This is a genomic window from Erythrobacter sp. S227 (assembly GCF_057364925.1).
Map to the genome: position 1 here is coordinate 437,009 of NZ_CP200280.1, position 12,784 is coordinate 449,792.

Sequence of the window (12,784 nt, forward strand, 5' to 3'; positions counted from 1 at the left end):
AATGAGGGGTGGAAAGCCCCGGCACGCGCCGTTATGCGCTTGATGTATGACTGACACGATCACGATCCGCCGCCCCGATGATTGGCACCTCCACTTCCGCGATGGAGACGTGATGCGCGGTGTTGTGCCTTACACCGCTCGCCAGTTTGGCAGGGCGATTGTGATGCCGAACCTTACGCCGCCTGTGACCACGACTGAAATGGCGCGCGATTACCGCGACAGGATCAAGGCAGCTGTGCCCGAGGACGTGCAGTTCGAGCCGCTTATGGTGTGCTACCTCACCGATGACACCGACGCTGAGGATCTGGTGCGCGGGGCGAAGGAGGGGGTGTTCACCGCCGCCAAACTCTACCCCGCCAATGCCACCACAAATTCTGCGCACGGCGTCACCGATGTACGCAAAATTTATCCGGTGCTTCAGAGGATGAGCGATGAGGGCATCGTCTTTTGCGTCCATGGCGAAGTGACCAGCCCCGACATTGACGTGTTCGACCGCGAGGCGGAATTTATTGAGCGATACTTGCGCGATATCGTGGCCAATTTCCCCGATCTCAAGATTGTGTTTGAACACATCACCACCAGCGATGCGGTCGACTTTGTGCTCGAGTGCGGACCCAATGTGGCCGCGACCATCACCCCGCAGCATCTTCACATCAACCGCAATGCTATGCTGGTCGGCGGTATTCAGCCGCACAATTATTGCCTCCCCGTGGCCAAGCGTGAGACGCACCGATTGGCTCTGCGGAAGGCGGCGACATCGGGGAGCCCTAAGTTCTTCCTTGGCACAGACAGCGCGCCGCATTTCAAACACGACAAGGAAAGCTCATGCGGCTGTGCAGGGATTTTCGGCGCGCCCTATGCGCTCGAAAGCTATCTCACCGTGTTCGATGAAGAGGAGGCACTCGACAAATTCGAAGGCTTCGCCTCGCTTCACGGTCCGGCGTTCTACGGCCTGCCGGTACATGAAGAGACCGTGACCCTCGAACGCACCCAAGTGGACGTACCTGACGAGCTCGCGCTAGCTGGCTCGACAATCGTCCCGTGGCACGGCGGCCAGACGATCGGCTGGAAGTTTGTGGGCTAGACCTGCGCCAACCTTGCCTTGCGGGTGCGCCACAAGAGGTCCGCGACAAAGATCGCAATCGCTGTCCAGATGAGCAGGAAACTGCCCAGCTGAACGGTGCGCAATTGCTGGCCGAAGATGAAGAGCCCCTGCAAGAACACCAGAGTCGGCGCGAGAAACTGGATAAAGCCCAGCGTCGAATAGGGCATACGCCGCGCTGCAATCGCAAAAAGAAGAAGCGGTACAGCCGTCACCACGCCAGAGATGACGAGCAGCCCGCTGACTTGCAAATCACGTCCAAAGGCAGAGCCTTCAGGGCTAAAACCGTACCAAAGGGTTATGCCAACAGCGACGGGGATCAGGATCATCGTTTCAATCGTAAGGCCCGGCAAGGCGCCCACATCCAGTTGTTTGCGCACAACTCCGTACAAGCCAAAGCTCATCGCCAGCGTCAAGCTTATCCAAAGCGTGGTGATCGCGCCTGCGGACAGTATCGCCACTGCCAAAGCGGCAATCGCCACGGCCAACCATTGCAACATGCTTAAGCGCTCTTTGAGCAAGAGTGTGCCCAACAGCACGTTGAGAAGCGGGTTCAGATAATAGCCAAGACTGGCGGCATAGACTTGGTTTTGCATGATCGCCCAGGTGTAGACGAACCAATTGATCGCAATGAGGATCGCGCTTGCCAAAAGCGCGAGCATCATGCGCGGGCTTGCAAATGCGCGGGCAATCTCGCCAAACTGGCGGCGGAACGCGACGATGATGAGGCACAAGGGCAGCGTCCAGATGATCCGCCAGCCCACAAACTCGACCGGCGGCACACTGGAAAACAGCATGATGTAAACCGGCAAGATGCCCCAGATTGTATAAGCGCCAAGCGCTGCGGGCAGGCCGGAGGGCTGTTGCTGGGGGGATGCGTTGTCGGACATGAGAGCTGCCCCCTAAGCGTCGAGAGGGCCACGCGCAAGCGACAGTGTTTGCGTCCAAACTCGCTCTAGATGAATGCGAGCTAACTATATGCTCGCATTTCATTCAGCTTCACGCCCTTAAAGATGAACACACATTGAGGGGCGCTCACTCACGTTCCCCGGCGCTCCTCTCAATCTTGGGCCATTCCACCACCGGCCCGGGCACGGCAACCACCAGCCGTGGAAGGCGCCTTCATATCCTTTCGGGGTATGGGGGCGTTTTCACTTCGAGGCTGCAAAGCTTCGCTGTGTAAAACAGGGTAAATGGCGTGATCAGGACAGATCTTCAGGATTATACTTAGCCAAAATTAACCATTTGGCTGGCAAAAGGGCGGGTATGACGCACCGCTCGAATTTTGGACCACTTTTATGTGCCGCGCCGTTTCTGGCGCTTGGCGCGCTAACCGCATGCAGCGAGACGCAGAACGGGATCGGGGGCGATCAGCCCTATGCAACCTCTGTTCTGGCGCAGGATCCGATTATGGCGCGGGCACTGAATGACCCGCTGATGACCGACCCCGATCTGGCGTCGCGCAATCAGGCGAATGCAGTGATCTCCTTTCAAGACAGCCATCCGCTTCCGCCCTTGGGTGGTAATGAAGAGGCAGCGTCGCGCGCGCGTGAGGCGGCCAGGTTGGAACTTTTGAGCGGCGGCCAGGTCGAAACCCTGCCGCTTGCCGTCGAAAGCGATAGGGCAACCTCGCTCGGTAAGCTGTCTCATGCAGGGGACATTATCCAGGCGGTGGGTAGCCGCAATGACTGCATCGAAAGCATGGATGCCAGCCTTTTGTGGTCCACACAAATGCCCGAAACCTCTGCCGTTATGCCCCATGGCATGGTGCAGCAGGCAGCAGGCGTTGATACGGACCGCTGCGTGGTGAGGGTGGTGCGCTATCACACTCCGGTAAGCGTTCAGGATGCGCTTGAGTATCACTTTACCAAAGCGAAGCGGCAAGGCTTTGTCATTGAGCATATCAATGCGCCTGAGGCCCAGTTGCGCGGCGAATGGCGCGACGAAAACCTTGCCATCCACGGGCGCGAGGGCCCGCGCGGTCTGACCGAAATTGATGTGATCCACTGGATCCGTTGAGGCGCAACAGGTTAAGGCGCGATGGTCGCCGCCTCAACGCAGCAAGTTCTATTCTTTGACGCCGATAGCGATATTTGCGCGTGGCTGATCCATCTCTGTGCTCGCCACGGGATAGGCGCAGTAATCTGCCGCATAGAACGCCGCTGGCCTGTGGTTGCCGGAAAGGCCGATCCCGCCAAATGGTGCCGAAGAAGAGGCGCCATTGGTGGGCCTGTTCCAATTGATGATCCCGGCGCGCGTATTGGCCCAGAACCGCCCGTAATCATCGGGCGAACCCCCGATCAGCGATGCTGACAAACCGAAACGTGTGTTGTTCGCTTCTGCAATCGCTGTATCGAGATCAGGCACACGGATCACCTGAAGCAGCGGGCCAAACAGTTCAATATCGGGCCGGTCCGGCACGTCAGTTGTGTCGATTATACCCGGTGTTACAAAGGGTTGATCCGGCTTTATCCGGCGCATTGGCAACAGCGGTTTGCCCCCTGCTGTCATCAGGGCAACAAAGCTGTCGGTGATGCCGTCCGCTGCGGCATTGTCGATCACCGGGCCCATAAAGGGTTGGGGATCGGCGAAGGGTTCATCCACCACAAGTTTGCGAGCAAGGGGCACAAGCTCGGCCAGAAGCTTTTCATACATGCTCTCAACCACAATCAGGCGGCGCGCAGCGGTACAGCGTTGTCCAGCGGTGGTAAAAGCACTTTGAATGATAAGCGCGCAGGCATCGGAGATGAGCGGTGTATCGGTGACCACAACCGGATTGTTGCCACCCATTTCCAGCGCAACAATCTTGCCAGGATTGGCGGCGAGCTTGCGGTTGATCGCAATCCCCGCCTGGGCAGAACCTGTGAACAGCACGCCATCAACGCCCGGATGCGCAACCAATGCTTTGCCTTCGTCCGGCCCGCCGATGACGACCTGGACGACATCATCGGGCATCCCGCAACGCTTCCAGCAATCGAGCAGGGCCATCGCAACAGCAGGCGTCTTTTCAGACGGCTTCAAAATGACAGTGTTGCCAGCGATCAGTGCCGGCACCATGTGCCCGTTGGGAAGGTGTGCGGGGAAATTATAGGGGCCAAGCACCGACATGACGCCATGCGGTTTGTGCCTTACGGCCGAAGTGCCCTGAAGCGCGCTGTCGTGCCTGCTGCGCCCGGTTCGCTCGGCATAGGCTTGCACCGAGATATCGACTTTGGCGATCACCGCTTCGACTTCGGTGCGTGCCTCCCACATGGGTTTGCCGGTTTCATTGGCGATAAGGGTCGCGATTTTTTCTGCGTCTGTGCGCACTTCATTGGCAAAGCGCCGCGCTAGCTCGATCCGTTGGCCTTGCGCCTTGGCCGCCCATGCAGGCCAAGCGCGGCGGGACCGGCTGACGGTTTCATCGACATCGCCGATTTCACCACGCCAAATCTCTTCGCCCGTTGCCGGAGCGTAGGATACCAGATCTGTGTCTGTTTCGGCCATCGCCCTTCTTTATCTTCGCTTCGTCGGGAAAGGCTTAACCAGAAAGCCTCTTCGAATCATGTCGGTAACGCTGATACTGTGCAATTAATATGAAAAAGGCGGTAAGGTTAACTTACCGGTTGTAAAAAATGGCCTTTCGGCACTGGGGGCGGGCCGTGTGCTTCGCCCATTCGCCGGAGGGCGGCGACTTTGTCATGGAGTGGGGCCCAATCGTCGCGCTCATCAATCGCGGACCAGATCGCCTCGACTTCGTCGATCAACATGGATTGCGGCGTTGCATCGCGCCAGTAGTCATGGGCACTATCGGTGAGCGAATACTCACCCAGCATTTCCGAAAGCTCTTCGGTTAGAGGGTCTTGATCGGAACTGCCCAGACCGTTCAGCGCCTGGCGCGCCTTGAAGAAAAACGCATCGGGCTGCGCTTTGCTGTCGCGCATCGTTTTTTCGCAAAGGGCAACCAATTGCGCATCGTGCTCGGCCCCGCGCTGCTCAACACCCAGCCGCCAGCACCATCGCCGCGCGACCGCCTCCATATAGAGCGGACCAAACCGCTCCATCGCCGCAACCAAAGGCGCGCTTTCGGACATGAGGCGCAAGGCCACGGCCAATTGCCCGCAATTCCAGTGCAGCGCCTCAGGCTGGCGTCCAAAGGCATAAAGCCCTGCATGGTCGAAATAGGCGGCGGTAAAGCCCGGTTCCCATTCCGGCAGCCAGCGCCACGGGCCATAGTCAAAACTCTCACCGGTGATGTTCATATTGTCGGTGTTGAGGACCCCGTGAACAAAGCCAGCGACCATATAACTTGCGGCCAGATCGGCGAGGCGTTCGACCACATTGTGGAGCAATATGACCGCCGGATTGTCGCGATCAGGCGCATCTTCTGGTGGTGGCGGACCGGGAAAATGCTCTAGGCAATAGGCCACAAGCGCTTCCATATGGTCGGCTTCCTCATGCGCCATCAGTCGTTGGAAACTCCCGATGCGGATGTGCGAATGCGACAATCGCACCATGACGGCAGAGCGCGTGGGTGAAGGTTCGTCATCGCGCCACAGTTTTTCACCTGTCTCGATGATGGAGAAAGTCTTCGATGTGTTGACGCCCAGCGCCTCCAGCATTTCGGTCGCCAGAATCTCGCGCACGCCGCCTTTCAATGTCAGCCGTCCGTCGCCTGCTCGTGAATAAGGCGTGGTGCCCGATCCCTTGGTGCCAAGGTCCATCAGGCGGCCATCGCGCCCGCGCACTTGCGCAAACAAAAATCCGCGCCCATCGCCGATTTCCGGGTTGTAAACGCGAAACTGGTGGCCGTGATATTTGAGCGCGAGAGGGGCGGGAAGGTTGCCTTCTAACGGCTGGAACCGTCCGAAATGCTGTGCCCATTGCTCATCGCTCAAATGGCTCAGCCCTACGTTACTTGCAGCGCGGTCATTGCGGAACCGGATATGCGTTTCGGGGAAATCTGCCGCCTCGACCTTGGCCCCCAGCCAATCGGCAAGGGCATTGATTTTGGGATCGGGGTGATAGATCGCTGCTTGCGGTTCGTCGCTCATGGGGTGATAGTGGGGGTGAACAAGGCGCGGCGCAAGCGCTGCTTAAACCACGGGAAATTAAAAGCCTTTATGGGCACATCCTATCAAGACAAAAACTGGACCAGTGCAGATGGTCTCACCCTCTATTTCCGCGATTACGCGGGGCCTGACGGGTATGATGGACCGCCGGTGCTGTGTATGCATGGCCTCACCCGCAATTCGCGCGATTTTGCAGAGCTTGCGCCGCATATCGCCCAAACGCGCCGGGTGATCGTGCCCGAAATGCGCGGGCGAGGGATGAGCGATTATGCACCCGACAGCTCCACCTACAATCCGGCGCAATATGTCGCCGACGTGGAACTGCTGCTTGGTCAGGAGGGCATTGACCGCTGTATCTCTATCGGCACCTCTATGGGCGGCTTGATGACGATGATGCTCGCAGCAGCAAAGCACGGGCGATTTGTCGCTGTCGTGATGAACGATATCGGCCCCGAGATCGAGGCAAAGGGGCTTGAGCGGATCGGCGGTTATGTCGGGCAAGGGCGTAGCTATCCCACATGGATTCACGCCGCGCGCTCCATGGCGTCGGTGCATGGTGAGGCCTTCCCCGAATATGATCTTGAGGCGTGGATCGAAATGGCCAAACGCACCATGGTGGTGAGCCAGAACGGGCGCATCAGCTATGATTATGACATGGCGATCGCAGAGCCTTTCAAAGAGCCCGGCAATGCAGCGCCGGTTGACCTTTGGCCTGCGTTCGATGCGCTTAAAAGCGTCCCAATGGTTTTGGTGCGCGGTGGCCTTTCCGATCTTTTGTCGCCTGAAACCGTCGCTGAAATGGGTAAGCGCAACCCTGCGATGAGCCATGTGACCGTGCCAAATGTCGGCCATGCGCCCATGCTTGATGAACCCGAAGCATTGAGCGCCATCGATGCGCTTTTGGCGCGGGTGTGACGCCTCTTTTGCGATGACCAAGCAGTTGCCCAGACCCAAAGTCCTTCATCTGCATTCGACCTTTGCAGCAGGCGGTAAAGAACTTCGGGCGGTGGGCCTGATGAATGCCTTTGGCGATGCGCTTGAACACACAATCGTGTCGGGCCAGCCAGAGCAGATGGCAGCGCGCGCTCACATCGATGGCTCCCTGAAAGTGCATTTTCCGGACAATTTCCCCTCTTTGACGGGGCGACCGACACCGGGGAGACTGGCGCAGCTTGCCAAGGCGATGAAACCGTTTGATCTCGTGCTCACATACAATTGGGGCGCGATGGACGGCGTTCTTGCGCACCGCGTGTTTGCCAGGGCGATGGATCTGCCTCCGCTCATCCACCATGAGGACGGCTTTAACGAAGACGAAGCAGGCGGCCTCAAGAAGAGCCGCAACTGGATGCGCCGGATTGCCCTTGCATCGGCGCACCGGCTTGTCGTCCCCAGCAGCGTTCTTGAACAGATTGCCCTGCGGATATGGATGCAGCCAGCGCGCAAGGTTCAGCGCATCGCCAACGGGATCGACACGCGCGCATTTGCACAGCGGCCAAACCCCTCTGAACTGCCCGTCAAAAAGGGCAAAAACGAGGTCTGGATCGGCACTTTGGCGGGCCTTCGCGCGGTTAAGCAGCTGCCTGCTCTGGTGGAAGCCTGCGCTGGTCTAACTGCGAATTGGCGGCTTATCATTCTGGGTGAGGGGCCCGAGCGCGGCGCTATTGAGGCAAGGGCGAAGGCTCTTGGTGTGGAATTGCGGGTGCATCTGCCCGGTGCTATCAAAGACCCGTCGAGCGTGATCGGGTTGTTTGATATTTTCGCCCTGTCTTCCAAAAGCGAGCAATTCCCATTGAGCATCGTTGAAGCCATGGCGGCAGGTCTCCCCGTCGCAGCGCCCGATGTGGGCGATGTAAAGGCCATGGTCAGTGATGCGAACCGGCCCTTCATCGTGCCCGCAGGAGGCCCTGAGCCCTTGGGCGAAGTAATCACCGATTTTGCGAGCAATGAGGGTTTGAGAAGCGAACTTGGCACGCTCAACCGCAAAAAGGCGCGGGCGCATTTTGACGCGCAGTCCATGGTCGAAACCTATCGCGAATTGTACTGGGGCGCGATGGCAAGGGGCTGAGTAAAGCCCTTCCTTCACCGCCTGCTTAACCCCGCATTCAACTTACCAAAGCCAACTAGAGCGCCAAGGCAGCCACTTTTGGCTGGGATTGGCGCTCACCCGCCATTGCGCGTTAGGCTCTCGCCCCTTAAAGAGCCGCGCTAGAGAAAAACAATTGTAACGAGGAACATCCGCCCCGTGGCGCGTACTCCGACAAAATCCGATAAAAACGAACAACCTGGTTCACCCGAAGATGGCCCATCGCGCGAGGACGAGATCCTCATGCGCGAAATCGATGAGGCTGTGCGTCAGGACGATACGGTCCAGTTCTTCCAGAAATACGGCGTAGCCCTTGGCGGGGCAGTGGCGCTCATCATCGTTGGGATGTTTGGCTATTGGTGGTGGGACAGCACCAGCGAGGCGGCCTTGGAGGCGCAATCCGAAACCGTGATCAGCGCGCTCGATTCTGTCGAAGCCACAGACTTTGCCGGTGCGGAAGAAAAAGTCGCTGACCTTGTCGATAACGGTTCAATCGGTGCGCGCACCGTGGCGCGCTTCCTTCAGGCGGGCGCTGCCCTTGAACAAGGCGAAGATGCACGCGCCGTTGAACTCTACGCCTCTGTTGTCGCCGATAGCGAAGCGCCTCAGGCATTGCGTGACCTTGCCCTGATCCGCGAAGTGTCGACCAATTTCGATGACCGCGAACCTGCAGATATTATCGCCAAGCTCGAAGGTTTGGCTGTACCGGGCAATGCCTATTTCGGGAGCGCGGGTGAACTTGTCGCAATCGCACATATGGAAGCGGGCAATCGTTCCGAAGCGGGCGCGCTTTTCTCTGCCATCGCTCAGGATGAAACAATTCCAGACACGCTGCGCAATCGCGCGCGCCAGATGGCGGGCCTTCTGGGTGTTGACGCGATTAATGATGTTGAAGAATTGCTCGAGCAACAAGGTGGCCCTGCACCAAACTAAGCAGGGAGGGGCGGGCTCTTTCGGCTTGTTCTGACAAAGACATTTGGGATTTGAGACGGGAATAGAGATGCGAAACGGAAAAGTCGGACTCAAAGGCGCAGTCATCGCCGGGGCTTTGGCCATGGTTTTGACCGGATGCGGCGGAAAAGACCGGACCACGCCGACAATCGGTGACCGCACGCCGATCCTTTCACGGATCGAAAGCGGCGCAGCGGTTGATCCTGCGCTTGCCGGAGTTTCGGTTGTGCTTCCACCGGCTCAGGTAAATGCCGAATGGGCGCAGGTTGGCGGCTCGGCCAGCAAATCCTACGGCCACCTTGCATTGGCCGCGAACCCGACGAAAGTCTGGACCCGGTCGGTTGCCGGATCAAGCAATTCCGAACGGCTTGCCGCGTCCCCTGTAACCGGTGCCGGAAAGCTTTTCGCGGCCGACACACAGGGCGCGATTTATGCCTTCGACAAGAAAACCGGAGCGGAAGTCTGGCGCAGCGAAGACAATGATATGAGCGACGACATGCGCCCGTCTGCCTTTGGCGGCGGGGTCAGCTTTGACAATGGCATCGTCTATGCAACCAATGGGGCAGGCGATGTGAAGGCGCTGAACGCGGAAAACGGCGACTTGATCTGGAAGGTTCACCCCGCAGGACCCCTTCGCGGATCACCGACAATCGCCTTTGGCCAGATTTATGTGATGACACAGGACAACCAGGTCATCGCCCTGAACGCGGCCGACGGAGAGCTCTTGTGGAACGAATCGGGCTCGACCACCCAATCGGGCGTGTTCGGCGTTGCCGCTCCTGCTGCGGGTCAGGGCACGATCATCGCGGGCTATTCATCAGGCGAGCTCTCGGCATATCGTTATGAAAACGGCCGCACGCTTTGGGCTGATGCTTTGGCGCGGACCAATATCTCGACCAAGGTGAGCTCGGTCACCGACATTGATGCTGATCCGATCATCGATTCGGGCCGCGTCTATGCGCTTGGTCAGGGTGGCCGGATGGCTGCCTATGAGCTTGTCACCGGACAGCGGATTTGGGAATTGAACCTTGCGGGTATCTCCACCCCTGCGATCGCGGGCGAGTGGATTTTCACTCTCACTGACGATGCCCGCCTTCTTGCGATTGCCCGTTCGACGGGCCGTGTGCGCTGGATCACCCAGCTGCAAACACACCGCAATGTAGAGAAGAAGAAAGACCCTATCTTCTGGACTGGCCCTGTTCTGGCTGGTGGCCATCTGTGGGTGGCAAGCTCACGCGGCGAAGTGTGGCGGGTGAGCGCAGGCGAAGGCTCTTCGCAGTTGTTCGCAGAGGTCGATGAATTGGTAAGCCTTGCGCCGGTGGTCTCGGACAACATGCTCTATATTCTGGACGATTCCGGCACGATCCACGCCTGGCAATAATGTCGCGTGCGTCCCTGCCAAGTCGTTGGCGGCGCAGGACAATAGCCAGTCCAATGGTAATGTGCGCAGCAAATTAACCCTTTTGCCTTAAGGGCAGAAGGGTCATGACTACGGCCACCAAAGACAGTGCAACAGCGCCCCTCGCGACAACTCTGCCCAAGAGCGATGTCTCTTCGGGTGTAGGCTTTGCGGGTCTGCTTGGTTTGCTGGCATGGATATTGTTCTGCCGCAGCTTCCCTCTTATTGCTGCGGCCTTGGGGCTTGAGGGCGAATATGGCGTCCTTTCAGGGCCTTATGCCTCGCTCACCGCCATGCTGTTTACCGCAGGGCCGATGGCCGTATGGTCGCTTCTCGTCGACAAGGTGCACCTGCGCGCTTCCACCGGGCTCGACTGGAGCCTGAAACGCCCGATCGAGGAAACCATCGGTGTATCTTCGGTCAAGATCATCGGCCTATGGGCGACCTGGGCCGTTCTGGCGGGACTTTATGCCCTTTGTCGTTGGTATTGGGGCGGTGACTATCTGTTCGCGATGGAAGTGCTGAGCGCTGCCATCTTGCCGCTGATCGTGCTGAGCGTTCCGTACGTCATCTGGCTTGACCGTTTTATGGTCGAACCCAAAGATGGGACCTGGCATTTTGGCGCTTTGATTGCGACTAATCCCGCGAATGAAGACCGCGCCCAAATCGACATGGAAGCGGTCAAAAAGCACTGGCGCGCATGGATCATCAAAGGGTTCTTCGGGGCCTTTATGATTTCGATCCTACCCGGCGGTTTTGCCGCTATCGTCGAAGCCAATCCTCAAGCCATTCTGGGTAACCCTTTTGAAATCGGGATGTTCTTGATCACATTTCTATTCGTGGTCGATGTGCAGATAGGCACGGTGGGCTATCTCTTCACCCTGCGCCCGCTCGATGCGCATATCCGCTCTGGCAATCCGTTTGTAAGCGGCTGGCTCGCAGCGCTCCTTTGCTATCCGCCATTTGTGTGGGGCATTATCGGCAATAACAGCCAGATTTTGAGCTATGAGGGCGCAACGGCCGGTTGGGGCCATTGGTTGGCGGGACAACCGGGGCTTTTGTGGATTTGGGCGGTGTGGCTTGTCTTCCTGACCGCGATTTATGCCTGGGCAACGGTGGTCTTTGGCATCCGCTTCTCAAACCTCACCTATCGCGGCGTTCTGACCAACGGCCCGTACCGATACACCCGCCACCCGGCATATTTGTCAAAGAACCTGTTCTGGTGGTGCTCGGTCATGCCGTTTTTGGTCACCAACGGCTCTGCAACCGACATGATCCGCAACTGCTTCTTCCTCGCCGTGGTCAACGCCATCTACTATTGGCGCGCACGAACCGAGGAAGCGCATCTGCTCGCCGAGGACCCGAAATACCGCCAATATTACGACTGGATGGAAGAAAACGGGCTAATCACATCCAAGCTTGCCGCGTTAAAGCGGTGGATGGTCAATCTGGTGCTGGGTAAGGGGGCAAAGCGCGGCCAGTCCCAGGTGCCTCCTCAAAGCGAGCACGAGCCCGCCGAATAGGTGCGGGTGCGCCTACGTAAAGGGCGCTGCGCTAAAAGTGAAACCCGTCGTCCTTGGTTTCGTAACCGGTGAGTTCTCTTTCGCTGATCGCCAAAGCCGAGCATTGCGCGCGCCATTCCGCGATGTGGACGGTGCGCAAATGCGCCTCCAACGCGGCCTGATCGCGCCATTTCTCGATCACTCGCACCAGGCCGGGATCAAACACGTCGAGCGCATAGGAATATTCGATGCACCCTTCTTCTGCGCGGCTACCCTTCATCATGGTTTCCATCGCGGGGCGAACAACGTCGACCATGCTGGGCGGGATACGAAAGCTTCCGATGACAACGATCATAACGGTGCTCCTGTGGCTTTATGAAAGGGGAGAGCCGTCGTCGGCCTGAAATTTCTTGAGCTCGGTAATCGAGATGTCGAGCCCCGCCAAAGCCTGTTGAAACGCGGCCATATGCGGCGTGCCAAAATGGTATGCGAGCGCCGCATCATCGGCCCATTTCTCGACAATCATGAGCTTTGCAGGATCGAGCACATCGACCGCGTAGGAATAGGCGATACAGCCTTCTTCCTTGCGCGACGCCTCGATCATAGCGGTGAATGCGGCGCGCCCTTTGTCGAGCGCGCCGTCACCCAATGTGGCCTCAGCCAACACGATTAGCATGTTCGAATTCCCCCCTCGAA

12 protein-coding genes are annotated in these 12,784 nt (G+C 58.3%); 7 read left to right on the forward strand and 5 right to left on the reverse strand.

Features of this window, described 5'->3' with window-relative positions:
* Nucleotides 1-46: 46 nt before the first annotated feature.
* Nucleotides 47-1,084, forward strand: coding sequence for a dihydroorotase (gene pyrC, locus AC0V6Q_RS02055; RefSeq protein ID WP_486166778.1), 1,038 nt, complete (start codon nucleotides 47-49; stop codon nucleotides 1,082-1,084).
* On the opposite strand, the gene rarD is transcribed toward pyrC, so the two are convergent.
* Nucleotides 1,081-1,992, reverse strand: a complete 912-nt coding sequence (gene rarD, locus AC0V6Q_RS02060; RefSeq protein WP_486166779.1) for an EamA family transporter RarD — start codon at nucleotides 1,990-1,992, stop codon at nucleotides 1,081-1,083. The two genes, pyrC and rarD, sit on opposite strands and share 4 nt — an antisense overlap.
* A gap of 376 nt (nucleotides 1,993-2,368) precedes the next feature.
* On the opposite strand from rarD, the gene AC0V6Q_RS02065 reads away from it, so the two are divergent.
* On the forward strand, nucleotides 2,369-3,121 hold the full coding sequence (locus tag AC0V6Q_RS02065; RefSeq protein WP_486166780.1) for a hypothetical protein: 753 nt from the start codon (nucleotides 2,369-2,371) through the stop codon (nucleotides 3,119-3,121).
* A 48-nt stretch (nucleotides 3,122-3,169) separates the two neighbouring features.
* On the opposite strand, the gene astD is transcribed toward AC0V6Q_RS02065, so the two are convergent.
* Both astD and AC0V6Q_RS02075 read right to left on the reverse strand, forming a co-directional pair.
* The gene (gene astD / locus AC0V6Q_RS02070) at nucleotides 3,170-4,588 is read right to left on the reverse strand and encodes a succinylglutamate-semialdehyde dehydrogenase (protein WP_486166781.1); all 1,419 of its coding nucleotides are present in this window, start codon (nucleotides 4,586-4,588) and stop codon (nucleotides 3,170-3,172) included.
* 107 nt (nucleotides 4,589-4,695) lie between these two features.
* Nucleotides 4,696-6,135 carry a protein adenylyltransferase SelO family protein gene (locus AC0V6Q_RS02075; RefSeq protein ID WP_486166782.1) on the reverse strand — a complete coding sequence of 480 codons (1,440 nt, stop codon included), beginning with the start codon at nucleotides 6,133-6,135 and terminating at the stop codon, nucleotides 4,696-4,698.
* 69 nt (nucleotides 6,136-6,204) lie between these two features.
* Here AC0V6Q_RS02075 and AC0V6Q_RS02080 point away from each other — a divergent pair, with 69 nt between their 5' ends.
* From AC0V6Q_RS02080 to AC0V6Q_RS02100, 5 genes are all read left to right on the forward strand, one after another.
* The gene (locus AC0V6Q_RS02080) at nucleotides 6,205-7,068 is read left to right on the forward strand and encodes an alpha/beta fold hydrolase (protein ID WP_486166783.1); all 864 of its coding nucleotides are present in this window, start codon (nucleotides 6,205-6,207) and stop codon (nucleotides 7,066-7,068) included.
* 13 nt (nucleotides 7,069-7,081) lie between these two features.
* Nucleotides 7,082-8,218: a glycosyltransferase gene (locus tag AC0V6Q_RS02085; RefSeq protein ID WP_486166784.1), complete on the forward strand. Its 1,137-nt coding sequence runs from the start codon at nucleotides 7,082-7,084 to the stop codon at nucleotides 8,216-8,218.
* Nucleotides 8,219-8,395: 177 nt separating this feature from the next.
* Nucleotides 8,396-9,169 (forward strand): tetratricopeptide repeat protein, encoded by a 774-nt coding sequence (locus AC0V6Q_RS02090; RefSeq protein ID WP_486166785.1) that lies wholly within the window; start codon nucleotides 8,396-8,398, stop codon nucleotides 9,167-9,169.
* 67 nt (nucleotides 9,170-9,236) lie between these two features.
* A complete protein-coding gene (locus tag AC0V6Q_RS02095) occupies nucleotides 9,237-10,568 on the forward strand; it encodes a PQQ-binding-like beta-propeller repeat protein (protein ID WP_486166786.1) in 1,332 nt (443 codons plus the stop codon).
* 104 nt (nucleotides 10,569-10,672) lie between these two features.
* Nucleotides 10,673-12,109, forward strand: a complete 1,437-nt coding sequence (locus tag AC0V6Q_RS02100; protein ID WP_486166787.1) for a methyltransferase family protein — start codon at nucleotides 10,673-10,675, stop codon at nucleotides 12,107-12,109.
* 31 nt (nucleotides 12,110-12,140) lie between these two features.
* Here the strand turns inward: AC0V6Q_RS02100 and AC0V6Q_RS02105 are convergent, their stop codons facing one another.
* Complete coding sequence (locus AC0V6Q_RS02105; RefSeq protein WP_486166788.1) at nucleotides 12,141-12,443, reverse strand: putative quinol monooxygenase; 303 nt, start codon at nucleotides 12,441-12,443, stop codon at nucleotides 12,141-12,143.
* A gap of 18 nt (nucleotides 12,444-12,461) precedes the next feature.
* Nucleotides 12,462-12,764: a putative quinol monooxygenase gene (locus AC0V6Q_RS02110; protein ID WP_486166789.1), complete on the reverse strand. Its 303-nt coding sequence runs from the start codon at nucleotides 12,762-12,764 to the stop codon at nucleotides 12,462-12,464.
* Nucleotides 12,765-12,784: the final 20 nt, after the last annotated feature.

Bases quoted from the DNA above. Each gene is read 5' to 3' on its own strand.
- pyrC (WP_486166778.1), top strand. From the start codon at position 47: ATGACTGACACGATCACGATCCGCCGCCCCGATGATTGGCACCTCCAC.
- rarD (WP_486166779.1), bottom strand. From the start codon at position 1,992: ATGTCCGACAACGCATCCCCCCAGCAACAGCCCTCCGGCCTGCCCGCA.
- AC0V6Q_RS02065 (WP_486166780.1), top strand. From the start codon at position 2,369: ATGACGCACCGCTCGAATTTTGGACCACTTTTATGTGCCGCGCCGTTT.
- astD (WP_486166781.1), bottom strand. From the start codon at position 4,588: ATGGCCGAAACAGACACAGATCTGGTATCCTACGCTCCGGCAACGGGC.
- AC0V6Q_RS02075 (WP_486166782.1), bottom strand. From the start codon at position 6,135: ATGAGCGACGAACCGCAAGCAGCGATCTATCACCCCGATCCCAAAATC.
- AC0V6Q_RS02080 (WP_486166783.1), top strand. From the start codon at position 6,205: ATGGGCACATCCTATCAAGACAAAAACTGGACCAGTGCAGATGGTCTC.
- AC0V6Q_RS02085 (WP_486166784.1), top strand. From the start codon at position 7,082: ATGACCAAGCAGTTGCCCAGACCCAAAGTCCTTCATCTGCATTCGACC.
- AC0V6Q_RS02095 (WP_486166786.1), top strand. From the start codon at position 9,237: ATGCGAAACGGAAAAGTCGGACTCAAAGGCGCAGTCATCGCCGGGGCT.
- AC0V6Q_RS02100 (WP_486166787.1), top strand. From the start codon at position 10,673: ATGACTACGGCCACCAAAGACAGTGCAACAGCGCCCCTCGCGACAACT.
- AC0V6Q_RS02105 (WP_486166788.1), bottom strand. From the start codon at position 12,443: ATGATCGTTGTCATCGGAAGCTTTCGTATCCCGCCCAGCATGGTCGAC.
- AC0V6Q_RS02110 (WP_486166789.1), bottom strand. From the start codon at position 12,764: ATGCTAATCGTGTTGGCTGAGGCCACATTGGGTGACGGCGCGCTCGAC.